Below are 22,625 nucleotides of genomic sequence, written 5' to 3' on the forward strand. Positions count from 1 at the left end.
CAGATCACTCCGCCCAGCTGACACCAGTCAGATCGGTCGCCTGTGTCGGTGCGTTCACCCAAAGCCCCTCGACACCGGCCTTGGCAATCGTCGGGAAGGCGAGCTGGAACAGGTAACCGTTCACATAGTCTTCGGCGATGATGCGCTGCGCCTTGGCCAGCATCTCGCTCCGCGCGGCGGGGTCGGCCGTCTTGTTGAACTCGGTCATCAGAGACTGGAACTCGGCATTGTCATACTGGAAGTAATAGTCCGGGTTGGCATAGATGTTGATGTCCATCGGCTCTGTATGACTGACGATCGACAGGCCGAAATCTTTGCCTTTGAACACGGTTTCCAGCCACTGCGCCCATTCGACATTGGTGATCTGCGCCTTGATGCCAACCTCGGCCAACTGCGCGGCGATGATCTCACCCCCGCGGCGGGCGTAGGAGGGGGGCGGCAGGTGCAATGTCGTCTCGAACCCATCGGGGAAACCGGCCTCGGCCAGCAGCGCCTTCGATTTCTCGGGATCGTAGCTGCTCATCTCCGTCAGGTCGACGTAGTCTGGGTTATGCGGTGCGAAATGGGTGCCGATGGGCGTGCCATAGCCAAACATCGCGCCGTCGATGATCGCCTGCCGGTCGATGGCATGGGCAACGGCCTCACGCACTTTAACGTTATCGAAAGGTTCGCGCTGATTGTTGATCGACAGGATCGTTTCCCCCTCGGTCGAACCGATCAGAACCTGAAACCGCGGGTCGGCTTCGAACTGGGGGATATTCTCAGGCGCGGGGAAGCCAGTGAAAACATCGACATCCTCGGCCATGACGGAGGCGAAAGCCGCTGTCGGGTCCGAGATGAATTTGAACGTCGCGCTGGCCAGGGCGGGCGCTTCGCCCCAATAGTCTTCATTCCGGGTCAGGGTGATCTTGTCGCCTTGGTTCCAGTTCTCAAATTTGAAAGCGCCGGTGCCGATTGGGGTCTGTTTGATCGTCTCGACAGACTCTGGCGCCACGATCACCGCATCGCCCCAAGCGAGGTTGAACAGCATGTTGCCGTTCGGCTCGCTCAGTTTGACCTCAACGGTCTGCGGGTCGATGACATTCACCTCGGAAATCGCGGAATAAAGTGCCTTTTGCGCGTTGGCGCTGTCTTCGGCATTGATCCGGTCGAGGGTGAATTTCACATCCTCGGCATCCATCGTGGTGCCATCGTGAAAGGTAACCCCCTCACGCAGCTTGAAGGTATAGGTCAGCCCGTCTTCGGAAATCTCCCAAGATTCTGCCAGCCCCGGCACCACAGAGCCGTCGCCCATGAAGCGGGTCAGCCCTTCGAAAACATTGGTATATAGCACCGAGTCGATGGCGCCCGCAGCGGCGGAGGTCGGATCGAGGTGCGGCGGCTCAAGTTGCATGGCGACGGTGATGTCGTCCTTGGCAAGGGCCGTCGTGGCGGCAGCGACCAATGCGGCGCTGGCCACACCGGTCATCAAACGGTTCAAACGGTTCATGAAAGTCTCCCATATTGGTGTATTTTTTTGCGAGGCTAGCCAAAAGCCACGCGGCACGCCAGCCTTCGTTGCCAAGCGCGCGCGAGAAGGGTATCGCGGGTGCTTTGCACGGGCGCGCCGCGCATCGGGGCGACCGTGAAAAGGCATCAGGAGAACATCATGGCCACGCTGGGGATTGATTTCGGAACCTCCAACACCGCGGCGGGCATCGCCATCGGCGGCACCCCGCGACTGATCTCGCTGGAGGCCGAGGCACAGACCCTTCCGACGGCGGTCTTCTTTGATTTCGAGGCGCGGGAAATGCGGATCGGTGCCGCGGCATCCGACGCGCTGCTGGCCGGGGCCGAGGGCCGCTATATGCGCGGCTTGAAAAGCCTGCTTGGCACCCGGCTAATGCGCGAACGAAGGGTGCTCTTGGGCGAAAGACTCGACTTTATCGACATTGTTGCGCGGTTTCTGGCGCGGGTCAAAACGCAGGCCGAGGCCGCCACAGGACTGCACTTCGACAGGGCGCTCTCGGGGCGCCCCGTGCGCTTTCATTCCGCCGATGACGCCCGCGATGCCCAAGCCCTGACAGACCTGCGCGAGGCCTATGGCCGGGCGGGTATCGATCATGTGGACTTCATGAACGAACCCGAAGCCGCCGCGATTGCCAATCGCGCGGCCTTGCGTCCGGGGGATCTGGGGCTGGTTATCGATATCGGCGGCGGCACCTCGGATTTCACGCTTTTCCGCCAGCGCGGGAATGATGAGATCGACATTTTGGAAAGCCACGGCATTCGGCTGGGCGGGACCGATTTCGACCGGTCCCTGTCGATCGGGCGGGTGATGCCGCAGCTTGGCATGGGCAGCGAAATTCGCCACGCTTTCGGGGGTGACACCCATATCGCGCCCAATGCGATCTTTAACGATCTGGCCACTTGGGCGAAAATTCCGTTTCTCTATGGGCCGGAGACCCGTAAGGCGGCGGCGGAACTGCATAAGTTCGCCGAACATCCCAAACGTCTGGCTCGCTTGGTCAAAGTGCTTGATGAAGAGCTTGGTCATGACCTCGCCTTTGCTGTCGAAGCGGGGAAAATCCGTGCCAACGGGGCGGGCGACGCGGGGGATGCTGAACCGGTGATCGACGTGTCGATGCTCAAACCCCGCGCGACCTTGCCCCTACCCCGCGATTGGATGCGCAAGCGGCTGTCGAAGCTCGCCGTCCAAATGGGGGACGCGGCAGAGGCGACGGCGCAGAAGGCAGGCCTCGCGCCCGAGGCAGTGGACCGGCTGATCTTTGTCGGCGGGTCGAGCCTGATGGCGGTGGTCGAAGAGGAGATGCGGGCGCGGTTTCCACGGGCGGAACTGCATCGGGGGGCGGCGCTGACGGCGATTGTTGAGGGGTTGGCCTTGCGGGCCGGTGGGGATGAAGGCGGCTGATCCGGCTGGTTGAGAGTGCGGGATCGGTATTTGAGAAAGGATGAAGGTGAAGGGGGGCTCGAAAGGGCCGCTGGTGGTGCGGCGTGAGGCTGCGGTCTTTTTACTGTGCAGGAGGCCGCGGCGGGCTATGTTCATCATGTCCGTAGTTTTTAGGAAGAACGCGCATGGCCCCACTGATCCAGAAGAAACCCCCGACCTCTGCTGTGCAGGAGGAGGCGGAAGAACGCTCTGTCAGTGATGCGGCGGCGCTGTCGCCCAAGCTGATCTATGAGGTGATCCGCCGCGAGGGGCGCGATGAGTTGAACCGCACCAACCGTTCGCTGATCTGGTCGGGGATTTCCGCGGGGATGCTGATCAGTCTTTCGGTCTTGGGCGAGGCGATTTTCCGGACCTATCTGCCGGATGCGGAGTGGCGGTTTTTGCTAGAGAACCTTGGCTATTCCTTGGGTTTCATCGCTGTCATCATGGGCCGGATGCAGTTGTTTACCGAGAACACCATTACCACCGTCTTGCCGCTGATGCAGGAGCGCAGCTTGGGTGTTTTGTGCAGTCTGCTGCGGCTTTGGGGTGTTGTATTGGGGGCGAATGTCGTCGGGGCCTTTGCGGCGGCGGCGCTGTTTGTCTATACACCTGCTATTCCGGAAAACATTCTGCCCGCCATTATCAGCCTTTCGGAACATGCCACCGGGATGGGGGTGTCGGAGGCGTTCTGGCGGGGCATTCCGGCGGGCGTGATCGTGGCGCTGATCGTTTGGATGCTTCCGCAGGCGGATGAGACCGCTTTTTTCCTGATCCTGACCTTCACTTGGCTGATTGCGGCGGGGGATTTCACGCATATCGTCGCGGGTTCGGTCGAGATGGCCGCGCTGATCCTGCATGGCGGCTTGGGGGTCGGTCAGGCGATCTTTGGCTTCTTCCTGCCGGTGCTTGTGGGCAACATCATCGGCGGCACGGTGGTCTTCACCCTTGTTGCTTGGGGCCAGGTCCGCGACGATGTGGAGGACAGTTGAGGCAAAGCGGTCCCGATCAAGGTCGGGGCCGAATTGAGAGGAATGGCATTGGTGTTGCGCAGACCCCCGACCCGACCGGCGATCTATTGGGATGCTTTCAAAGCAAGCCTGAAACAGGCGGCGGAGGACAACCTTGCGCTGATCTCGGCCGGGGTGGCGTTTTTCGCTATGTTGTCGCTGTTTCCGGCGCTGGCCGCATTGATCGCGCTTTTGGGGCTGATTTCGGACCCTGTCGTCGTCGTCGCCCAATTGGAGGAAGTGCGCGGGCTGCTGCCGGATGATGTCTATGACATCATCAATACGCAGGTGACCGGCTTGGTCACCGCGCGGGCCGATACGCTGGGTTGGGCCGGTATCGTGTCATTGCTGGTGGCGCTTTGGTCCGCCCGGGCCGGGGTGGGGGCGATGGTGATCGGGTTGAACGCCGTTTACAATGAGCGCAACCGCAATGCCGCGAAACACTACCTTCATGCCCTGCTTCTGACGGTGAGCCTTGTGGCGGTGGGCATTGTGGCGCTGCTGGCGGTGGTGATCGCGCCGATCATTCTGGCCTTCATCCCGCTTGGCCCCTTTGGCAATGCGGTGGCCGACCTTTTGCGTTGGACCGTGGCGACGGTGGTTTTGTTTGCCGGGGTTGGGGTGCTCTACCGCTTTGGCCCGAACCGGCGGGCAGCGCGGCTGCCGTGGCTCAGCAGCGGGGCGATTTTGGCGGTGCTGTCTTGGGCGGTGCTTTCCATCGGTTTTTCCTATTATGTGGCCAATTTCGGCAATTACAATCAGGTCTACGGCTCGATCGGGGCGGTGATCGCGATGTTAATCTGGCTTTGGATCAGCAGCTTTCTGATCTTGTTTGGGGCCGCGTTGAACGCGCAGGTGGAGCGGCGGACGCGGCCTGACAGCACCGTCGGCCCGGCCAAACCGCGGGGTCAGCGCGGGGCGAAGGCGGCGGATACCTATATTGATCTGGCGCAGGACTGACGGTTAGAGCAGCGGGCGTTTTTGGCGGCTTTCCGGATCGGTCATCCCCTCTTTCGCCAAGGCGGCGAGATCGTTGATTTGCAGCACCCTGTCGGACCATGACAGCAATTGACGCTCCTTCAGGGCGCCGAGGGTCTTGTTGGTGTGCACCACCGAGAGGCCAAGCGCATCGGCCAGATCGCGTTGGGAATAGGGCAGCAGCATCTGGTTGTGGGTGACCATCCCGAGCGACTGGCCGCGTTCGAAAATCTTGACCATCGCCCAAGCGATGGCCTGCATCGCGGTGCGTTGGCCGATGGTGGCGAGGACTTCGCCCATGAAATGCTCTTCGATGGCGGCCAGCCAAGTGATGTCAAAAGCGCGTTCGGGGTGGGATTTGAAGAAGTTCCAGAACTCACTGCGGTTGAAAACGCAGAGCCGCATATGGGTCCGGGCTTCGACGGAGTGGCCCATCTCGCCCATGATGCCAGCCTGTAGTCCGATGAAATCGCCGGGGAAGACAAAGCTGATGACCTGCCGGCTGCCGTTCTCCAGCGTCTTGTCGCGGATGCCCATTCCGGTGAGCGCCGTGTAAAGCTGGGGCGAGTTCGACCCTTCCATCAGGATCGGCGTGCCCGGTTCGACGGTCAACTCACCCGACTTGAACTTCTCCATGAAGCTCACTTCTTCTTTCGACATCGGCAGGAAGGCATCCTTGCGCCGAAGGGGGCAATAGCGGCATTGTGTCGTCATTAGATAAAATTTGCCTTCATATGTCTTAGTTTAATGCGCGTGTTTTGCGCACCCCCTACACCGACGACTTTGCTTACCCGGGGGAAGACCATGTCGATCTTGATCTACGAACCGGACCCATTGGTCTGTTCAGACATAAATGAAACGCTTTCTGCCGCGTTTCCGCAATCTCAAATTGAAGTATTGGAAAGCTTTGATCTCAGCGCATTGGTGAACAACGTCAACGACACGGAATTCGCGGTCCTGTCGCTGCGGCGCGAACAGTTGCAGCAGCATCTGTCGGAACTGTCGAACTTGCAGGAGTGGTTTCCGATCATCTGCATCATGAACGATACGCCACGGCTGGCAAAGGTAGGCGAGCGGCTGAAATTCATCACCCGCCCGTTTTCCAGCAGCAACCTGCTGGCCGCGGTTAACGGCGCGCTTTCTGACCCGCGGTTATGCCAGCCAGAAATGCCATGACCAGGTTCTTCAGGCCATCATGATCGGAGGCGGCGGAGTCTTCTTGCCGGGACGGCTGCGCCGCGGCCTCACCATCTGACCCGGCGATGGCGAGCAAGAGAAAGCCCATCCCGAAATAGACCGCGCCGAGGATCAGCGCGGCGGTGAGCGTAGTGGTGACGGTGATGAGGTAGAGCCATGCCGCCAGCGTGAGAAACAGCAGGCCGATCAGCAAAAAAAGCACGGCCCCGGCGCTGAGCATGGCGGTACGCAGCGCCCGTCGCAGGGAGCCGCGCAGATGTTGCATCACCGAAGACAGCATTTAGCGGCGGGCCGTCACAAGACCGACGAGGAAACCGATGCCTGCGGCAATCCCCAAAGCGGTTCCGGGCTGGGCCTTGAGGAATTCCTCGGCCTGTTGCTGAACTTCCATCGCCTTGAGACGCCCCGTATCGGCGAAATCATTCGCCGCATCGCGGGCATTATCGCGCATCTCTTCCGACTTGGCCTTGCCATAGTCGCCCAGGGTTTCGGTCAGGGATGCGATGTCTTTTTTGAGAAGTGCGATCTGATCCGACAGATCGTCAATCGTCACCTCTTTTGCGGCAGCGGTTGTGGTCTTGGCCATGCGGACCTCCTGAATGTTTGAGTGATGTTAGGCGGCACGCGCTTTTAATGCAAAGGGTTCCCTGCGCGACGTTGCGCGCGGGGAACCCTGTTTTCGCGGCTCAGCTTCAGGCGTTGAGCGTTTCCGTGGAGGAAAAGAACATCGCTTGCGACACGGCCGAGACGACCTGATCCACCGAATAGGGTTTGGAAATCAGGAAGGCAGGCTCGGGCTTGTCGCCGGTCAGCAGACGCTCAGGGAAGGCGGTGATGAAGATCACCGGACGCATGCCCAGCTCGTTCAACAGGTCGTTCACTGCGTCGATGCCCGAAGAGTTGTCGGCCAGTTGAATGTCGGCGAGGATCAGGTCCGGCACATCGGCCTTGCCCAGTTTCACCGCCTCTTCGCGGGTGCGGGCGATGCCGGTCACGCGGTGGCCCATCTCGGCCACGATGGATTCAATGTCCATCGCGATGATGGCTTCGTCCTCGATGATCATCACCGAACCCGAGGTGCTGTCGGCCATTTCGCGATGGGCGATCTGGATCAACTCGCCCGCTTCGGCCTCATCCACACCGATGATCTTGGCGATTTCCCCGTGAGAGAAGCCTTCGATCGTGTGCAGCAAAAGCGCTTCACGGCTGTTGTTCGTAAGGCTGGAAAGATGGCGCTGTGCCTTGGCCCGCGGGCCGCTTTCGCCCTCTTCGACCGGGGCGCCGGCGCTGGCCCAAATTCCGTACAAGACCTTGAAAAGACCCGTCTTTGTGTCCACCCCATCGAGCACCGAGCGATCAACCAAGATGGCTTCCAGCGCCGCCGCAGCAAAGGTGTCGCCGCTGGTCTGGCTGCCTGTCATCGCCCGCGCGAACCGGCGAAGGTAGGGGATGTTGGCTCCCAGTTCATCGCTGATGCTGGTCTTTTGTGTCGCATCGTTCATCTAGTCGAATCCTTTTTACTTTTCTTGGAACCAAACACGTCGACATTGTGTTTGGTTCCAGTATGCATGCATAATTATTCAAACGAGACGACGATGCCAGAGGTGATGTTAGTGAATTCAGGAAACAAGGACGAGCGCGAGCGCGTCATCGATGACAACCTCAAACGGGTCTTCGATGAGACGCTCGAAGAAGGCATCCCTGATCGTTTCAAGGATCTGCTTCAGAAGTTGAAGGAACAGGATTCAGAAAAAGGAACGTCATGATGACCCGTCCCGATCCGCGCGACGAGCTGGTAGAACATCTGCCGGCCATGCGGGCCTTTGCCATCAGCCTGACACGCAATGGTGCCACGGCAGACGACATGGTGCAGGACACCTTGGTCAAGGCGTGGACCAACATCGAAAAGTTCCAAGAAGGCACGAATATGCGTGCTTGGCTCTTCACGATCCTGCGTAACACCTACTATTCCTCGCGCCGTAAGGCGAAGCGCGAAGTCTCGGACGTGGATGGCGTGCTGACCGATGGGCTGGCCGAAAAGCCCGCACACGACGGCCACATGCAGATGACCGACTTCCGCAAGGCACTGGCCCTTTTGAAGGATGAACAACGCGAAGCGCTGCTTCTTGTCGGGGCCTCCGGTTTCTCTTACGAAGAAGCTGCGGAAATGTGTGGGGTCGCTGTTGGCACCATCAAGAGCCGCACCAACCGGGCGCGTGCCCGCCTTGCCGAACTGCTGGGTCACCATGACGACGAGTCGCTTGAAATGACCGATGACGCAACAATGTCTGTCCTATCCGCATCTAAAGTTTCCTCTTTCTAAATATGACATCTGGCTTCTTCAGCGGTGATCTGATGCGTGGGCTGACGATCCGTATCCTGCTGTTCCTGTCTCTCGCGCTTTTGCCCATCGGGCTGATCGCGGTTGTACAGACACGGCAGATCGCGGATCAAAGTCGCCAAAGCGCGGAGCTATCGCTGATCGCCGTCACGGAACAAGCCTCCGCGGCGGAACGCCGGGTGATCCAAGAGGCCTTTGGCGCGGCAGAAGCGCTCACCGCCATCGTGCGGCTCAGGCGGGAAGATCCCGAGGAATGCACGGCTTTCCTTAGGGAATACAAACAGGCGTCAGACATCTATTCGCTTGTGGGTTTCATCGGGCTAGACGGACAAATGACCTGCTCCTCCACGGGGCAGGATCATGACTTTTCGCAGGATGAGAATTTCCAGACCCTGCTGGAAAACCCCGTCCGGCGCGCGATGCCAGTGTTGCAGGGGGCGGTCAGCAATCAAGTGGTCACGCTGATCAACGCGCCGGTCTACGAAGAGCGCGAGTTGATCGGCTTCATGGCACTTAGCATCCCCGCGGATGCGATCAACGCGATCCGCGAGCCCAAGAGCAAACACAGCAGCGTCGCGATGATGACCCTCAATAAGATGGGTCATATCCTTACCACCGAAAACGGGCTTGAGGTGGCCAAGACGGAATATCCCAGCGATGTCGCCCTTTCGTTGCTGACCACGAAAGAACCCAATGTCTTTCTTTCGCAAAATTCCGACGGCCAAGAACGCGCCTATGTGATCGTGCCGATCGTGCCCGGCACGGTCTTCGCGCTTAGCGTTTGGCCCAGCAACACCCCGTTTTTGGACACCGGCGTTTCGACCCGTCTGAGCGCGCTTTTGCCCATCGTCATGTGGCTGGCGAGCCTTATCGTGGCCTTCTGGGCGCTGAACCGTCTGGCGATCAACCATATCCGCAAACTCGGGCGGCAGATGCGGCGCTTCGCGCTGAACCGTACCCTGCCGCGGGGGACACTCGGCCCCTCGGTTCCCACTGAATTGGTCGAGATGGAGTCTGCTTTTGTCGGCATGGCGGAATCCATCTTGCGAGACGAGGCGACGTTGGAAGACAGCCTTCGGCAGAAAAACATCCTGCTGAAAGAGGTGCATCACCGGGTCAAAAACAACCTGCAACTGATCTCTTCGATCATGAACATGCAGATCCGGCAGGCCAAAAGCGAAGATGCGCGTTTCGTGCTGCGCCGGCTGCAAGACCGTATCCTCAGCCTCGCCACCGTGCATAAGAACCTGTATCAGAATGACGATCTGGTCCGCGTCAATGCCAGCGAGCTGCTGCGTGAGATTGTGGGCCAGATGCTCTCAGTCGGCTTGCCATCCGGCTCTGGCGTGAAGGTGGAACAGTCCTTCGAGCCGATCAAGATCGACGCCGACGATGCCGCGCCGCTGACCCTGCTGGTCTCTGAGGCGCTGACCAATGCGCTTAAATACGTCTCGACGGTCGAACATGGCAAAGGCTTCATTTCGCTTAAACTGATCCAAACCGGGCCAGAGCAGGCGATGCTCGAAGTGCGCAACACCATCGGCAACCCCGAAGAGGTGAAGTCCGGCACCGGGCTAGGCTCGCGTCTGATCCTCGCCTTTACCCGCCAGTTGAACGGCCAGGTCGAGGTCGAAACCAACGACGACATCTATCAGATCAGGGTGAACTTCCACGTCCCGACCGACAGTAAAATGATCTACGATTACTGAGGCGCCAAAGCCCCAATGGAATCTGGCCCGAAACGTGGCGGAGCGATCACAGACTCGTCATAGGCGAAAAATTTGTCGGAACCCTTTGGCCTGCGCGCGGTTGAGCACCTGAAACGCAGTGCTGAAAAGGAACACGGAGATGACCACGGAGCTTTTTCTCGGCGGTCTGACCATCCTGACCTTAGCGGCGGTCATCATCCTTGCCCTCACCACGGGCCGAAGGGAACTTCACCCGGATGAGGACCGCACCGGGCGCGAAAAACAGCAACCGGAGACCCAAAGGTCGAACTACCGGTCAGACTACTAAGACCTGACACCCCCTATCGACCGCCCCGAGCAGAATGCTCGGGGCGGTCGATATTTATGGGGCACCTTTTTTAGAAACTGGGCGGGGTACAGGCGCTGACGATCTCACAACTCTCGGACCCGGTGTTGCGGAACCGATGCGGCAGGCGGCTGTCGAACAGATATCCATCCCCGGCATGAAGCAGGCTGACCGCGCCATCCACCGTCACTTCGATGCTCCCGCGCACCACGACCCCCGCCTCTTCGCCCTCATGGCTCAGAAACTCAGGTCCGGTATCCGCGCCGGGCTCATAGGTTTCATGCAGCACCTGAAGCGCGTGATGTGCGGCACTGCCCAACTGGCGCAGGGATACGCCGCCTTGATGGCTCGGTGAAATCTCGGTCAACTCCTCCGCACGGTAGAAGACTTTGGCGCTGTCGTCTTCTTCCAAAATCGCGAAAAACTCGGCCATGCTGATGGGAATCGCGTCCAACAGACTTTTGAGCGACGCAACCGAGGGGCTGGTTCGGTTCTTCTCGATCAGCGATATCGTGCCATTGGTCAGCCCGGCCTTGGCCGCAAGCTCCCGTTGGGAGAGTCCGTGTTTCTTGCGGATCGCTCTGAGTTTATCGCCGACGTTCAATGGCTTGTCCTTTGTAGGCCCCCGCGCCGCCGCTACGGGGCACGGCCTTGGGTCAACCGGGGGTCACGGGAATTGTTAGATAGAGGCTGCGATCGCGATTGACAATTATATTAAACGGAATATGGATTTTTTAAACGACACGTCACTGCCCCCTCTCTTTCGCAATAAGGTATCTGTTCCATGTCCAGCACCGTCAAGAAATCACCCCGGAAATCCGCGGCCAAGGCCAAAGCCGCGCCGCAGATCTCCGTGGTCGAAACCAACCCCGCGACCCAGCCCGACGGTCAGACCAACGCCGACCTCATCGCGCGCCGCGATGCCGCCGTGCCGCGCGGTGTCGCCTCCGCCGCACCGATCTACGCGAAATATGCCGAGAACGCCGAGCTGTGGGACGTGGAAGGCAACCGCTACATCGACTTCGTCGGCGGCATCGGCGTGCTGAACACGGGGCACCGTCACCCCAAGGTGGTCGAGGCCGCCAAGGCGCAGGAAGATCACTACACCCACACCAGCTTTCAGGTCGTGCCCTACGGCCCTTACGTCGAACTGGCCGAGAAGCTGAACGCGCTCGCCCCCGGTGACGCGCCCAAGAAGACGCTGCTGGTCACCACCGGCGCCGAAGCCGTTGAGAACGCCGTGAAAATCGCCCGCGCTGCCACCGGCCGCCCGGGCATCATCGCCTTCACCGGCGGCTACCACGGCCGTACCCTGCTGACGCTTGGCATGACCGGCAAGGTCACGCCCTATAAGAAAGACGTCGGCCCCTTCCCCGCGGATGTCTTCCGCGCGCCTTTCCCCTCTGTCCGCGACGGGATCACCGTGCAGGATGCACTGACCGGGCTAAAAAACCTCTTCCTCACCGATGCCCAGCCCGAGCGTGTTGCCGCGATCATCATCGAGCCGGTGCTTGGCGAAGGCGGCTATACCCCCGTGCCCTTCGAGATGATGCAAGAGCTGCGCGCGATCTGTGACCAGCACGGCATTCTCTTGATCGCCGATGAGGTGCAGGCGGGCTTTGGCCGCACCGGCACATGGTTCGCGATCGAGCATTCCGGCGTGGTGCCAGACCTGATCACCGTGGCGAAATCCATGGCAGGTGGCTATCCGCTGGCCGGTGTCATTGGCCGCACCGATGTGATGGACGCTATGGACCCCGGCGGCTTGGGCGGCACCTATAGCGGCAACCCGGTGGCCTGCGCTGCGGCATTGGCAGCCATCGAGGTGATCGAAGACGAAGGTCTTCTGGCCCGCTCGACCGCGATGGGCGACACGCTCAAAGCCCGCTTTGCCGAGATTGGCGAGCGTTCCGCGCCCTTCCGGTTCTGGGACATCCGCGGCCTTGGCGCCATGGTCGCCGTTGAATTCGTGACCGACTTTGACAGCGCCACGCCCGACGCGGATTTCACCAAACGCGTCATCGCCCACGCGCTGAAGCGCGGCCTGCTGCTGCTGAGCTGTGGCATGTATGGCAACGCCGTGCGCGTGATGGTGCCGCTGACAGCCTCCGACGCCATCGTCGAAGAGGGGCTCGCCATCTTTGAAGAGGCCGTCGCCGCCGCTGTCGCCGAAGAGCAGAAGTAAACCAAACGGTCACACCGGATGGATCGGGCGCGCGGGGCAATCTGCGCGCCCATTTTTATGGCGTCCCTCCGGCGGGGGCATCCTGTCCCACCTCGGCCCTTGGCATCCGCCGGGGAAGCGCGCAAACTCCGCCCGAAATCAACGCCGGAGTGACGATGCCCTTGTTAGCCCCCTGCCCCATGCGCACCCTTGCGGGGATGTTTCACGTGAAGAGCCTGCCATGAGCGCACCGATGCGTCCCGGCCCGCGCAACCTGATCACCGATGTGACGGGGCTGAAGGTGGGCAATGCGCAGGATGCGCGGCTGAAATCCGGCAGCACCGTGCTGATCGGCGACGCGCCCTTCACCGCCTCTGTCCGCGTCATGGGCGGCGCGCCCGGCACGCGAGAGACAGACCTGCTGGCCCCCGACAAGACCGTCGCCGCGGTCGATGCGCTGGTGCTCTCGGGCGGCTCTGCTTATGGGCTGGATGCCTGTTCGGGGGTGGTGGATGCCCTACGCGCACAGGGCCGCGGCTTTCGCGTGGGGGACGCGCTGATCCCGCTGGTGCCCGGCGCGATCCTCTTCGATCTGCTGAACGGCGGCGATAAGGATTGGGCGCAGAACCCCTATGCCGTTCTTGGCCGCCAGGCCTTGGAGGCGGCGGGCGAAAATTTTCAAATCGGCTCTGTCGGCGCGGGCACCGGCGCGCTCAGCGCAATGGTCAAAGGGGGCCTCGGCTCCGCCAGTTTGCAATTGCCGGATGGCAGCACGGTCGGCGCGCTTGTCGGGGCCAATCCGGTGGGCGCCGTCACCACCCCCGGTGACCGCTATTTCCACGCTGCCCCCTTTGAGATCGACGGAGAGTTCGGCGGGCTGGGGCCGGACCCATCCGCCGGGTTGGGGCTGAGCTTCGAGAGCCGCAAGATGGCGGCCATGTCGGCCCGCGCCAATACCACCATCGCCATCGTCGCCACCGACGCCACGCTGACCAAGGCCGAATGCCAGCGCGTTGCCGTGGCGGCCCATGACGGCATCGCCCGCGCCGTGGTGCCTGCACATATGCCCAATGACGGCGATCTGGTCTTCTCCCTCTCGACGGCGGCGCGGCCTGCGGGGGATGTGGCGATGATCGGCCATGCCGCGGCGCTCTGCCTGTCGCGCGCCATCGCCCGCGCCATCTATGCGGCCACCCCCGCCGATGGGGATCTTTTGCCTTGTTGGAGCACGTTGAATGCCTGATCTGCCCCTCTCCGATATCTCACTTCATTACGAGGTCGACGGGCGCGGCCCGCCGCTTTTGATGCTGGCCGGGATGCTGAGCGACAGCGCGAGTTGGGGCGCTTTGGCCCCGCTGCTTTCCGATCACTTCACCCTGATCCGGCCCGACAACCGCAGCACCGGGCGCACGACCCCTTGGGATGCCGAAACCTCTGTCGCGCAGATGGCGCGGGATGCGCTGGCGCTGATGGATCACCTGGGGCATGACACCTTTCACGTCGTCGGCCATTCGATGGGCGGGCTGATGGCGATGGAGCTTTTTGGCCTCGCGCCGGGTCGCATCCAAGCGCTGAGCATTCTCGCCTCTGCCCCAGTTCGCGCCCCCCGGACCATGGCAGTCTTTGATGCGCTGCTCGCCGTGCGCCGCGCACCGGAAGGGGAGCAGCTTTGGCTGCGCGCGCTCTACCCTTGGATTTTTGCCCCCGGTTTCTTCACTGATCCTGACAATACCGAGGCCGCCCTCGCCGCAGCACTTGCCTATCCACATGCGCAGAGCGCGGATGCCATGGCCCATCAACTCGAAGCGTTGCGCGGTTTCCGCCCGACGGTACGGCCCTCGGACCTGACCTGCCCGACCCAAGTGCTCCACGGGGCCGAAGACCTGCTGATCCCCCGCGCCGCCGCCGAGCAGGCTTTTGCGGAGATCCCAAATGTGACCCAGACCACCCTGCCCGAGGCGGGCCATTCGATCCATTGGGACGCCGCCGAGGCCGTCGCCCAACATCTGCGCCAATTCCACGACACCGCCGGAGACCCGAGATGACACAAGACCTTTACGGATTGGAAACCTCTACCGACCGCCCGGAAACCTTGCAGGCGATCAATGACTTCATCCACGGCTTCCTGTCCTACCAACCCAAGGCCGCAGGCGTGATCGCCGCCGCCGATGCCGACCCCGATGGCCCGCTGGTCAATGCCTATGCGGCGCTCTTGTGGATGTTCCTCGAACACCCCATCGCCCCTGAGAAGGCCCGCCCCTATCTGGAGCGCGCCAAGGCAGCCCCCGGCGCCAATGCTCGCGAGCAGGAGGTCATCCGCGCAGTCGGGCACTGGATCGACGGCGATGTGCCCGCCCTCGTCGCCGCCTGTGACGCCATCACCGACCAATGGCCGCGCGATCTGGCGATGCTGAAACTGGCGCAATACCACCTGTTCAACACCGGCGATGCCGCTGGCATGTTGCGCCTCGCACTCAAATCCCTGCCCGAGGCCGAAGACATCGCCTATACCCACGGCATGATCGCCTTTGGTTATGAGCAATGTCACCTGCTCGACCGGGCCGAAGCTGCTGCCCGCCGGGCGATGGAATTGCGGCACGATGAGCCTTGGGCGCATCACGCGCTGGCCCATGTGATGCTAACGCAAGGCCGCGTCGCTGAAGGCGCGCGTTTCATGGAAAGCGTGGCCGAGACGTGGAGCGACCTGAACTCCTTCATGCGGAGCCACAATTGGTGGCATCTGGCGCTGTTCTACCTGTCGCAGGGCCGTCACGACGATGTGCGCGCCGCCTATGACCAGCATATCTGGGGGCTGGAAAAGGACTATTCCCAAGACCAAGTCGGCGCCGTGTCTCTGCTGGCGCGGATGGAATTCGCGGGTGTCGATGTGGGCGACCGTTGGGGCGATGTGGCCGACCATGTGGCGGCGCGGGGGGCGGATACCGTGAGTCCCTTCCTGACGCTGCAATACCTCTATGCCCTTTGCCGCACCGGGCGGCCCGAGGCGGCAGAGATGCTCAGCGCGATCAATGCCCGCGCGAGTGAGACTGCCGCCCATGACCACGCCGCATGGGCCGAGGTCGCACTGCCCGCCGCCCTTGGCATCGCCGCCCATGCCAAGGGGGAGTGGGCCACGGCGATCCGCGAGCTTGGCATGGCCCTGCCCCGCATGGCCGAATGTGGCGGCAGCCATGCGCAGCGTGACCTGTTCGAGCAAATCCACCTCGACGCGCTGGTGCGCGATGGCCGGGCCTCAGCCGCGCAGCAGGTGCTTGAGATGCGCCGGACCTATGACCCCGATGGCGTGCCGCTGAACCTGATGCTGGGCGAGGTCTATGAAAAGACCGGCCTGCCGGATCTGGCGGCCCAAGCCCGCGCGCGGGCCGAACGCACGCTGGCCGGGGCCTAAACCGGGCGACGCGCTTTAGGCGCGCGGGCCGACGGTGACTTCGAACTCGGAGATGCCGTCGACCCCCCCGGTGATCACATCGCCGGGCTGCACCGCCGCGACACCGGCAGGCGTGCCGGTCATGATGATGTCACCCGGTGCCAAGGTCACGGCCTGCGACAGGGTGGCCGTATGCTCCCGCACCGACCAGATCATCTGCGACAAATCGGCCTCCTGCTTCATCTCGCCGTTCACCGCGAGCCATAGGCGGCCCTTCTCGACCGAGGGGACATCGGCCATGGGCAGGATCGGCGCAATGGGCGCGGAGTTGTCAAAGGCCTTGGACCAGTCCCACGGGCGGCCCATCTTCTTGGCCTGCGCCTGAAGATCGCGGCGGGTGAAATCAATGCCCACCGAGGCGCCCCAAATGTGATCCATCACATCCGCTTCCGCGATATTCGCGCCGCCCTTGCCGATGGCGATGACAAGCTCCGCCTCGAAGTGGAAATCCTCCGTCAGCGGCGGATAGGGCACGGTGCAAGGCGTATCGAGCGTGGCATCGGCGGGTTTGGTGAAAAAGAACGGCGGGTCGCGCATGTCATTGCCCATCTCAAGCACATGCGCCTCATAGTTGCGGCCCACGCAAAAGACACGGCGCACCGGGAAACGGTCGCTGGTGCCTTGAACGGCAAGGCTGCTTTGCTTGGGGGGATCAATCACATACATCACGGGTGTTCCTTTTGGCATAATGCCGCCAAGGAACACCCGCGCTTTGTAACAGTCAATGACCCCTCGCGCTTATAAGCCTTTGAGCGGCCACTCTTTCACAGTTCGGCGCCTTTGCGGATGGCCTCTTGCACCTCGGCGATCTCCTCGGCGCTCAGCCCATAATCCGCCGCCGCCACCTCGGCGCTGATGTAGCCGCGCAGAAGGTCGCGTTTGACCTGCGCCTTGGGGCGTTCCTCGGCGGGGCCGTAGCCGGCGCCACCCGGAAAGGCCATCATCACCTTCGCCCCATGCGGCACGAACTGCTTGCCCTTGCCGCGCATCGGCGTGCCGTCGTCACGGGCGATGGTGGTGGGCGCACCGGGCTTGCCGCCCTGTCGCCCGCGCGCGGGGTGATCGACGCGGTCGAACATGGCCTGCATGTCGAACTCATGCCCCTCGCGCGCGCCGACCTCCATATATTGCCCCAGCCCGCCGCGCTGGCGCCCCGCGCCGCCGCTGTCGGGGCGCAACTCCTTGCGCCAGATCACCACGGGGCCGGCGTGTTCCGTGGCCTCTACCGGCATGGTCATCACGCCCGAGGGGAAGGCCGTGGCATTGAGCCCGTCGTGTTCGGGTCGCGCGCCCGAGCCGCCGGAGTTGAAGGTCAGCACCTCAGCCCGGCGCGCGCCCGCGGGCGCTTTCGCATCCGTGCGGGGGCGCAGGCTGACCTGGAAGTTACACAGACACCCCGCCCCTTCGGCCGGGACGAGGTTCGGCAGGATCTGATCCAGCGCCGCATAGACCGTATCGGGCACGAAGTGGCCCACGATATGCCGCAGCGCCACCGGCGCGGGGTGGACGGCGTTGACGATGGTATCCTCGGGCGCGGTGATCCGAAACGGCTCCAGCGAAGCGGCGTTGTTGGGGATTTCCGGCGCGATGGCGCATTTCAGCGCGTAGCAGGCATAGGCCTTGGTATAGACCAGTGGGCAGTTGATGCCCTTCTTGTCGATCCCGCTGGTGCCCGCGAAATCCGACAGGATGTGATCCTCTTCGATGCTCACCGTGACCTTCAGCGTGATCGGCGTGTCGAAGCCGTCGATCGTCATCTCGCCAGTCGCCCGCTGGCGCGGCAGTGCCGCGATCCGCTCCAAGGTGGCGCGGCGGGAATTGTCTAGGATGAAGCTCGCGATGCCGGTGAGATCGTCGAGGGCGAATTCCTCCATCATGTCGATGAGGCGGCGGTGGCCGATTTCGTTGCAGGTGGTCAGCGCGTAGATGTCGCCGATCAGCTGATCCGGCTCGCGCACATTGCCACGGATGATCCGCACCAGCGTCTCGTCGACCTTGCCCGCATCGGCGAACTTCATGATCGGCAGATAGAGCCCTTCCTCGTAGACGCTCGCCGCATCCGCGCCAAAGCCACGCCCGCCGATGTCGACGATATGCGCGGTGCAAGCGAAGAACCCCACCAGCTTACCGTGATGGAACGACGGCGTGACCATGGTGATGTCATGCAGATGGCCCGTCCCCTCCCAAGGGTCGTTGGTGATATAGACATCGCCTTCGAGGATGTTCTCCCGCCCGATCCGGCGGATGAAATGCGCCACCGCGTCGGCCATGGCGTTGACGTGGCCCGGCGTGCCGGTGACCGCCTGCGCCAGCATCTGACCGTCGGTGTCATAGACGCCCGCGGAAAGGTCCCCCGCCTCGCGCACCGAGGTCGAGAAGGCAGTGCGCACCAGTGCCTGCGCCTGTTCCTCGACCACCGAGATGAGGCGGTTCCACATGACTTGATAGGCGACGTTGGAATGTGTCTGTGCCATGGGCTTACCCTTTCACGGTGATGTCGATGCAGCCGTCGGGCTGGCAGATGGCGCGGCGCGAAGCGGGCAGGATGATCGTCGTCTCATCCTCGGTGATGGCGGCGGGGCCTTGGGCGGTCTGGCCCGGGGCCATCTGACCGCGCAGCACGACGTCGGCCTCGCAGTACTCAGAAAGCGCCGGGTCGAAAATGCGCCGTGTTAGAGCCACATCCGCCGCCGCACCCGGGGACTGCTCTGCGGTGCGCGCGACCTCTTCGGGCGGCGTGGTGGCATTGACCGACCAAACCGTGATCTCGATGTCCAAGCCCTCGACGGTGCGGCCGAAAAGCTTGGCGTAATCGGTCTCGAACAAAGCCTCGAAACGCGCGGCATCGGGGTTTAGCGCGTCCGCTTCGTCCAGCACGATGGGGATCTCCCAGCCCTGCCCGCTGTAGCGCATGTAGACCTTGTATTCCGACAGGATCTTGGCCCCGGCATCGCAGTTGCGCACAAAGCCGGTGGCCTCGTCGCGCAGTTCCGCCAGCAGCGTCTTGATGCGGGTCGCGTCGAAGTCCGACAGCTTCATGTAGACCGAGCGGTTGGCCTCGAAGCTGAAAGGCGCACGCAGGAAACCGATGGCCGAGCCGACCCCGGCCCCGGGCGGCACCAGCAGGCGCTCGACCCCCAGCTTCTCACACAGCCGCCCGGCATGCAGCGGGGCCGCGCCGCCGAAGGCGATCATCGTGTAGTCGCTTAGGTCCTCGCCGTTCTCCACCGCATGCACCCGCGCGGCATTGGCCATGTTCTCGTCCACCACCTCGGCCAGACCGAAGGCGGCAGTGGCGGCGTCCATGTCGAGTTCCTGACCGATCGCTTGGCTCAGCGCCGTCTCGGAATTGCCGGTCTCGAGCCGGATCGAACCGCCGGCGAAATTGTCGGGGTCGAGCTTGCCTAGTACGAGGTCGGCATCGGTCACTGCGGGCTTTGCCCCGCCGCGGCCATAGCAGGCCGGCCCCGGCTCGGAGCCCGCGCTTTCCGGCCCCACCCGGATTTGCCGCATGGCATCCACATGGGCAAGGCTGCCGCCGCCCGCGCCGATCTCCACCATGTCGATCACCGGGATCGAGATCGGCATGCCGGAGCCTTTCTTGAAGCGATAGGTCCGCGCCACCTCGAAGACCCGGCTGGTCTTGGGCGTCTGGTTCTTGATTAGGCAGATCTTGGCCGTGGTCCCGCCCATGTCGAAGCTCAGCACCTTGTCGAGCCCGTAGCGCGCGGCGATGTTGGCGGCGAAGACCGCCCCGCCCGCGGGGCCGGATTCCACCAGCCGCACCGGGAATTCGGCAGCGCTTTCAATCGAGATAATGCCGCCGCCCGAATGCATAAGGAAGATGTTGCAGGAGACGCCCTCTTCCTGCAGGCGCCCTTCGAGCCGTCCGAGGTAGCTCTTCATCAGCGGCTTGATATAGGCATTGGCGACCACGGTGTTGAACCGCTCATACTCGCGCATCTGCGGCGAGACCTCGGAGGAGATCGAGACCATGACGCCCGGCAGCTTCTCTTCCAACACCTCGCGGACCATGCGCTCATGCGCGTCGTTCAGATAGGAATGGATCAGCCCGACCGCGACGCTTTCATAACCCGCGTCGGCGATGCGGTCCGCCAGCGCCTCGACCTCGGCGCGGTCGAGCGGGTGCAGAACCGCCCCCGTGGCATCGACACGCTCTTCCACCGTGTAGCGCATCTGGCGCGGCAGCAGCGGTTCGGGAAGGTTGAGGTTCAGATCATACTGCTCGAACCGGCTTTCGGTGCGCATTTCGATCACGTCACGGAAGCCTTGGGTGGTGATCAGCGCGGTCTTGGCCCCGCGCCGTTCGATCAGCGCGTTGGTTGCCAGCGTGGTGCCGTGGATGATCTGCGTGAGATCGGCGGGCGTGATCCCGGCCTTGGTGCAGACCTGATGCATCCCGTCGATGATCGCGTTCTCGGGCGCGGCATAGGTGGTCAGCACCTTGGTTGAGAAACTCTCGCCGCCCTTTTCCAGCACCACGTCGGTGAAGGTGCCGCCGATGTCTACGCCCAGTCGGATGGTTGATGCCATGTCTCACTCCTGTTTGGGCGCAGGATAGGGGTGGGCACAGCATCGGTGCAAATTATTATATTCTATGGGTGTGAAAGGTTTTTTCGATCCTCGACATCGAAGCTTCGGGCGCAGTCGCGGGCCAGTTCAGCGGCGCGGGCGACATAGGCGGGCGTGCGATCCGCGTGATAACGCGCGGCGACTTGCAGCGGGCGCGGGTGCCACGCGGCGGGCAGAATCCGCAGCGCCCCATCGGCCAGCGCGCCTGCCACCATCACACGCGGCATCACCGCCACACCCATCCCGTCGAGCACCATGTTCATCGCCGCCGACAGGCTGCTGGAGGGCACCAAACGGGCCTTCGGCGCAGTCGTGCCGTCGAAATGGCCGATGAGATCGGAATGGGCCTGCGTATGCCGCGCATGGCCCAGCACCGGATGGCGCAGCATGGCGGCGAAGTCGGGTGCGGGGCCGATCTGGGCGGCCAATTCCGGCGCGGCGACCCAGATGTAGTCATAGGTCGCCAAGTCCAGCCGCCCGCTTGCCGGGGTCGAGAAGGGGGCGGTTTGCAGGGTCAGGTCGAGCGCATGAGCGGCAAGCTCCTGATCCAGATCGCGCGAGAGATCGACGGTAAGTTCGACAGTGAGATTGGGATAGGCATCGGCCAGCGCGCGCAGAAAGGGGCGCAGCCATGTGCTCGCGACCACTTCGGTCACGCCAAGGCGGAGGCTGTCGTCGATCAGATCGGGTCGCGCGGCGGTCTCGACAAGTGCTTCGGCTTCGCGCAGCACGCGGCGGGCTTGGGTCAGCAGGGCGCTGCCCTTTTCGGTGAGCCGGATCGACCCAGCATCGCGCTGCATCAGGGTGACGCCCAAGGTTGCCTCCAGCCCGGAAATCCGGGCCGAGATATTGGGCTGTGTCGTGTTCAGATGCGCGGCGGCGCGGCGGAAACTGCCAAGGTCTGCGACCCAGATCAGCGCTTCAAGCTGTTTCAGCGTGAAGAGATTGCCGATCATTCGCGCCAGTCAAAGAAACCCGGTCCGGCCTCGGCCAGAAGCTTGCGGGCCATCGCCTCACCCGCCGCGGCGCCGTCGGAAATGGCGCAGGTAACGTCATCGCCGATGGCATCGGACCCGTCGGGGCGCAGCACCTGCCCGCGCAGGCGCATCTCGCTGCCGTTGAGTTCGGCCAGACCGGCGATGGGCGTCTCGCAAGACCCATCGAGCGTGGCGAGGAACGCGCGTTCGGCGGCAAGCTGTTCGCCAGTCTTGCGGTCATGGATCGCCGAGAGCATCTCGGCGGCGCGGCTGTCATCCTCCCGCCGCTCAACCCCGATGGCCCCCTGCGCGATGGCGGGCAGCATGTCGTCGGGGTGCACGGCAGCCTGTGGCACGTCGTCCATTTGCAAGCGGTTCAGCCCGGCCATGGCGAGGAAGGTCGCTTCGGCCACACCGTCATCGAGTTTTTTCAAACGAGTCTGCAAGTTGCCACGAAACTCGACCACTTCCAGATCAGGCCGCCGCAGTTTCACTTGCGCCCGGCGGCGCAGGCTGGAGGTGCCCACCACCGCGCCTTCGGGCAACTCGGCGATGGATTTCAGATGCGGCGAGATGAAAGCGTCGCGGCAATCCTCGCGCGGCAGATAGGTGTCGATCAGCAGGCCTTGGGGTTGCAGCGTCGGCATGTCCTTCATCGAATGCACCGCGATGTCGATGGAGCCGTCGAGCAGCGCGGCCTCGATCTCGCGGGTGAACAGACCCTTGCCGCCGATCTCTTTCAGCGGGCGGTCGATGATCTTGTCGCCCGTGGTCTTGATCACGACGATGGTGAAAGCCTCGAACGGGAGATCGAAGGCGGCGGCGAGCCGGTCGCGCACCTCATTCGCCTGCGCGAGCGCCAAAAGCGATCCGCGTGTGCCGATGTTGAGAGGCCGGGCCGGGGTGGGAAGCTGATACGTCATGACGCATCCCTACCCCCGTCGACATGAACTG

At 62.7% G+C, this 22,625-nt stretch carries 23 protein-coding genes; 12 read left to right on the forward strand and 11 right to left on the reverse strand.

Annotation, left to right across the window (positions count from 1 at the left end):
* Window positions 1-4 precede the first annotated feature (4 nt).
* Entirely contained in the window at window positions 5-1,489 is a 1,485-nt protein-coding gene (locus ACGYLO_RS01450; protein ID WP_067268209.1) for an ABC transporter substrate-binding protein, read from the reverse strand.
* A gap of 159 nt (window positions 1,490-1,648) precedes the next feature.
* On the opposite strand from ACGYLO_RS01450, the gene ACGYLO_RS01455 reads away from it, so the two are divergent.
* From ACGYLO_RS01455 to ACGYLO_RS01465, 3 genes are all read left to right on the forward strand, one after another.
* On the forward strand, window positions 1,649-2,911 hold the full coding sequence (locus tag ACGYLO_RS01455) for an Hsp70 family protein (RefSeq protein ID WP_271688690.1): 1,263 nt from the start codon (window positions 1,649-1,651) through the stop codon (window positions 2,909-2,911).
* A 164-nt stretch (window positions 2,912-3,075) separates the two neighbouring features.
* Window positions 3,076-3,921 carry a formate/nitrite transporter family protein gene (locus ACGYLO_RS01460; RefSeq protein WP_271688689.1) on the forward strand — a complete coding sequence of 282 codons (846 nt, stop codon included), beginning with the start codon at window positions 3,076-3,078 and terminating at the stop codon, window positions 3,919-3,921.
* Window positions 3,922-3,963: 42 nt separating this feature from the next.
* A complete protein-coding gene (locus ACGYLO_RS01465; RefSeq protein ID WP_394374293.1) occupies window positions 3,964-4,899 on the forward strand; it encodes a YihY/virulence factor BrkB family protein in 936 nt (311 codons plus the stop codon).
* Between the two features lie 3 nt (window positions 4,900-4,902).
* Here the strand turns inward: ACGYLO_RS01465 and ACGYLO_RS01470 are convergent, their stop codons facing one another.
* Window positions 4,903-5,631, reverse strand: coding sequence for a Crp/Fnr family transcriptional regulator (locus tag ACGYLO_RS01470; RefSeq protein ID WP_271688688.1), 729 nt, complete (start codon window positions 5,629-5,631; stop codon window positions 4,903-4,905).
* A gap of 90 nt (window positions 5,632-5,721) precedes the next feature.
* On the opposite strand from ACGYLO_RS01470, the gene ACGYLO_RS01475 reads away from it, so the two are divergent.
* Entirely contained in the window at window positions 5,722-6,093 is a 372-nt protein-coding gene (locus ACGYLO_RS01475) for a hypothetical protein (protein WP_271688687.1), read from the forward strand.
* Here ACGYLO_RS01475 and ACGYLO_RS01480 read toward each other — a convergent pair.
* The 3 genes from ACGYLO_RS01480 to ACGYLO_RS01490 all read right to left on the reverse strand — a co-directional run bounded on the left by ACGYLO_RS01480 (window position 6,044) and on the right by ACGYLO_RS01490 (window position 7,616).
* Window positions 6,044-6,394 carry a phage holin family protein gene (locus ACGYLO_RS01480; RefSeq protein ID WP_271688686.1) on the reverse strand — a complete coding sequence of 117 codons (351 nt, stop codon included), beginning with the start codon at window positions 6,392-6,394 and terminating at the stop codon, window positions 6,044-6,046. The genes ACGYLO_RS01475 and ACGYLO_RS01480 overlap by 50 nt on opposite strands.
* On the reverse strand, window positions 6,395-6,700 hold the full coding sequence (locus ACGYLO_RS01485; RefSeq protein WP_271688685.1) for a YqjD family protein: 306 nt from the start codon (window positions 6,698-6,700) through the stop codon (window positions 6,395-6,397).
* 106 nt (window positions 6,701-6,806) lie between these two features.
* Complete coding sequence (locus ACGYLO_RS01490) at window positions 6,807-7,616, reverse strand: response regulator (RefSeq protein WP_067264155.1); 810 nt, start codon at window positions 7,614-7,616, stop codon at window positions 6,807-6,809.
* A 93-nt stretch (window positions 7,617-7,709) separates the two neighbouring features.
* On the opposite strand from ACGYLO_RS01490, the gene ACGYLO_RS01495 reads away from it, so the two are divergent.
* The 4 genes from ACGYLO_RS01495 (at window position 7,710) to ACGYLO_RS01510 (ending at window position 10,471) form a co-directional block, all read left to right on the forward strand.
* Entirely contained in the window at window positions 7,710-7,880 is a 171-nt protein-coding gene (locus tag ACGYLO_RS01495; protein WP_197470876.1) for a NepR family anti-sigma factor, read from the forward strand.
* The gene (locus ACGYLO_RS01500) at window positions 7,880-8,437 is read left to right on the forward strand and encodes an RNA polymerase sigma factor (RefSeq protein WP_067264157.1); all 558 of its coding nucleotides are present in this window, start codon (window positions 7,880-7,882) and stop codon (window positions 8,435-8,437) included. Before ACGYLO_RS01495 ends, ACGYLO_RS01500 begins: the two co-directional genes overlap by 1 nt.
* Window positions 8,438-8,439: 2 nt before the next feature.
* Window positions 8,440-10,164, forward strand: coding sequence for a sensor histidine kinase (locus tag ACGYLO_RS01505; protein ID WP_394376341.1), 1,725 nt, complete (start codon window positions 8,440-8,442; stop codon window positions 10,162-10,164).
* Between the two features lie 139 nt (window positions 10,165-10,303).
* Window positions 10,304-10,471, forward strand: a complete 168-nt coding sequence (locus ACGYLO_RS01510) for a hypothetical protein (protein WP_271688683.1) — start codon at window positions 10,304-10,306, stop codon at window positions 10,469-10,471.
* A gap of 70 nt (window positions 10,472-10,541) precedes the next feature.
* Here ACGYLO_RS01510 and ACGYLO_RS01515 read toward each other — a convergent pair whose 3' ends face one another.
* Complete coding sequence (locus tag ACGYLO_RS01515) at window positions 10,542-11,093, reverse strand: cupin domain-containing protein (protein ID WP_209216952.1); 552 nt, start codon at window positions 11,091-11,093, stop codon at window positions 10,542-10,544.
* 180 nt (window positions 11,094-11,273) lie between these two features.
* On the opposite strand from ACGYLO_RS01515, the gene gabT reads away from it, so the two are divergent.
* The 4 genes from gabT (at window position 11,274) to ACGYLO_RS01535 (ending at window position 16,062) form a co-directional block, all read left to right on the forward strand.
* Window positions 11,274-12,674, forward strand: coding sequence for a 4-aminobutyrate--2-oxoglutarate transaminase (gabT, locus tag ACGYLO_RS01520; protein ID WP_271688682.1), 1,401 nt, complete (start codon window positions 11,274-11,276; stop codon window positions 12,672-12,674).
* A 232-nt stretch (window positions 12,675-12,906) separates the two neighbouring features.
* The gene (locus ACGYLO_RS01525) at window positions 12,907-13,896 is read left to right on the forward strand and encodes a P1 family peptidase (RefSeq protein ID WP_271690014.1); all 990 of its coding nucleotides are present in this window, start codon (window positions 12,907-12,909) and stop codon (window positions 13,894-13,896) included.
* Window positions 13,889-14,698 (forward strand): alpha/beta fold hydrolase, encoded by an 810-nt coding sequence (locus ACGYLO_RS01530; RefSeq protein ID WP_271688681.1) that lies wholly within the window; start codon window positions 13,889-13,891, stop codon window positions 14,696-14,698. Before ACGYLO_RS01525 ends, ACGYLO_RS01530 begins: the two co-directional genes overlap by 8 nt.
* Entirely contained in the window at window positions 14,695-16,062 is a 1,368-nt protein-coding gene (locus ACGYLO_RS01535; RefSeq protein WP_271688680.1) for a tetratricopeptide repeat protein, read from the forward strand. Before ACGYLO_RS01530 ends, ACGYLO_RS01535 begins: the two co-directional genes overlap by 4 nt.
* A 15-nt stretch (window positions 16,063-16,077) precedes the next feature.
* On the opposite strand, the gene ACGYLO_RS01540 is transcribed toward ACGYLO_RS01535, so the two are convergent.
* The 5 genes from ACGYLO_RS01540 to hemC form a co-directional block, all read right to left on the reverse strand.
* The gene (locus ACGYLO_RS01540; protein WP_067262780.1) at window positions 16,078-16,767 is read right to left on the reverse strand and encodes a fumarylacetoacetate hydrolase family protein; all 690 of its coding nucleotides are present in this window, start codon (window positions 16,765-16,767) and stop codon (window positions 16,078-16,080) included.
* 98 nt (window positions 16,768-16,865) lie between these two features.
* Window positions 16,866-18,575, reverse strand: coding sequence for a hydantoinase B/oxoprolinase family protein (locus ACGYLO_RS01545; protein WP_271688679.1), 1,710 nt, complete (start codon window positions 18,573-18,575; stop codon window positions 16,866-16,868).
* Between the two features lie 4 nt (window positions 18,576-18,579).
* Window positions 18,580-20,655, reverse strand: coding sequence for a hydantoinase/oxoprolinase family protein (locus ACGYLO_RS01550; RefSeq protein ID WP_271688678.1), 2,076 nt, complete (start codon window positions 20,653-20,655; stop codon window positions 18,580-18,582).
* A 62-nt stretch (window positions 20,656-20,717) separates the two neighbouring features.
* The gene (locus tag ACGYLO_RS01555) at window positions 20,718-21,650 is read right to left on the reverse strand and encodes a LysR family transcriptional regulator (protein WP_271688677.1); all 933 of its coding nucleotides are present in this window, start codon (window positions 21,648-21,650) and stop codon (window positions 20,718-20,720) included.
* Complete coding sequence (gene hemC, locus ACGYLO_RS01560) at window positions 21,647-22,594, reverse strand: hydroxymethylbilane synthase (RefSeq protein WP_271688676.1); 948 nt, start codon at window positions 22,592-22,594, stop codon at window positions 21,647-21,649. Before hemC ends, ACGYLO_RS01555 begins: the two co-directional genes overlap by 4 nt.
* Window positions 22,595-22,625 lie beyond the last annotated feature (31 nt).

Origin of the sequence: Sulfitobacter sp. 1A13353 (genome assembly GCF_043557255.1) — a bacterium.
GTDB classification, from domain to species: domain Bacteria; phylum Pseudomonadota; class Alphaproteobacteria; order Rhodobacterales; family Rhodobacteraceae; genus Sulfitobacter; species Sulfitobacter faviae.

Coding starts and splice junctions, on each gene's coding strand:
- ACGYLO_RS01465 (WP_394374293.1), top strand. CDS start 3,964: ATGGCATTGGTGTTGCGCAGACCCCCGACCCGACCGGCGATCTATTGG.
- ACGYLO_RS01490 (WP_067264155.1), bottom strand. CDS start 7,616: ATGAACGATGCGACACAAAAGACCAGCATCAGCGATGAACTGGGAGCC.
- ACGYLO_RS01510 (WP_271688683.1), top strand. CDS start 10,304: ATGACCACGGAGCTTTTTCTCGGCGGTCTGACCATCCTGACCTTAGCG.
- ACGYLO_RS01530 (WP_271688681.1), top strand. CDS start 13,889: ATGCCTGATCTGCCCCTCTCCGATATCTCACTTCATTACGAGGTCGAC.
- ACGYLO_RS01535 (WP_271688680.1), top strand. CDS start 14,695: ATGACACAAGACCTTTACGGATTGGAAACCTCTACCGACCGCCCGGAA.
- ACGYLO_RS01470 (WP_271688688.1), bottom strand. CDS start 5,631: ATGACGACACAATGCCGCTATTGCCCCCTTCGGCGCAAGGATGCCTTC.
- ACGYLO_RS01485 (WP_271688685.1), bottom strand. CDS start 6,700: ATGGCCAAGACCACAACCGCTGCCGCAAAAGAGGTGACGATTGACGAT.
- ACGYLO_RS01505 (WP_394376341.1), top strand. CDS start 8,440: ATGACATCTGGCTTCTTCAGCGGTGATCTGATGCGTGGGCTGACGATC.
- ACGYLO_RS01460 (WP_271688689.1), top strand. CDS start 3,076: ATGGCCCCACTGATCCAGAAGAAACCCCCGACCTCTGCTGTGCAGGAG.
- ACGYLO_RS01540 (WP_067262780.1), bottom strand. CDS start 16,767: ATGTATGTGATTGATCCCCCCAAGCAAAGCAGCCTTGCCGTTCAAGGC.
- ACGYLO_RS01555 (WP_271688677.1), bottom strand. CDS start 21,650: ATGATCGGCAATCTCTTCACGCTGAAACAGCTTGAAGCGCTGATCTGG.
- ACGYLO_RS01450 (WP_067268209.1), bottom strand. CDS start 1,489: ATGAACCGTTTGAACCGTTTGATGACCGGTGTGGCCAGCGCCGCATTG.
- ACGYLO_RS01550 (WP_271688678.1), bottom strand. CDS start 20,655: ATGGCATCAACCATCCGACTGGGCGTAGACATCGGCGGCACCTTCACC.
- ACGYLO_RS01500 (WP_067264157.1), top strand. CDS start 7,880: ATGACCCGTCCCGATCCGCGCGACGAGCTGGTAGAACATCTGCCGGCC.
- gabT (WP_271688682.1), top strand. CDS start 11,274: ATGTCCAGCACCGTCAAGAAATCACCCCGGAAATCCGCGGCCAAGGCC.
- ACGYLO_RS01475 (WP_271688687.1), top strand. CDS start 5,722: ATGTCGATCTTGATCTACGAACCGGACCCATTGGTCTGTTCAGACATA.
- hemC (WP_271688676.1), bottom strand. CDS start 22,594: ATGACGTATCAGCTTCCCACCCCGGCCCGGCCTCTCAACATCGGCACA.
- ACGYLO_RS01455 (WP_271688690.1), top strand. CDS start 1,649: ATGGCCACGCTGGGGATTGATTTCGGAACCTCCAACACCGCGGCGGGC.
- ACGYLO_RS01545 (WP_271688679.1), bottom strand. CDS start 18,575: ATGGCACAGACACATTCCAACGTCGCCTATCAAGTCATGTGGAACCGC.
- ACGYLO_RS01495 (WP_197470876.1), top strand. CDS start 7,710: ATGCCAGAGGTGATGTTAGTGAATTCAGGAAACAAGGACGAGCGCGAG.
- ACGYLO_RS01480 (WP_271688686.1), bottom strand. CDS start 6,394: ATGCTGTCTTCGGTGATGCAACATCTGCGCGGCTCCCTGCGACGGGCG.
- ACGYLO_RS01525 (WP_271690014.1), top strand. CDS start 12,907: ATGCGTCCCGGCCCGCGCAACCTGATCACCGATGTGACGGGGCTGAAG.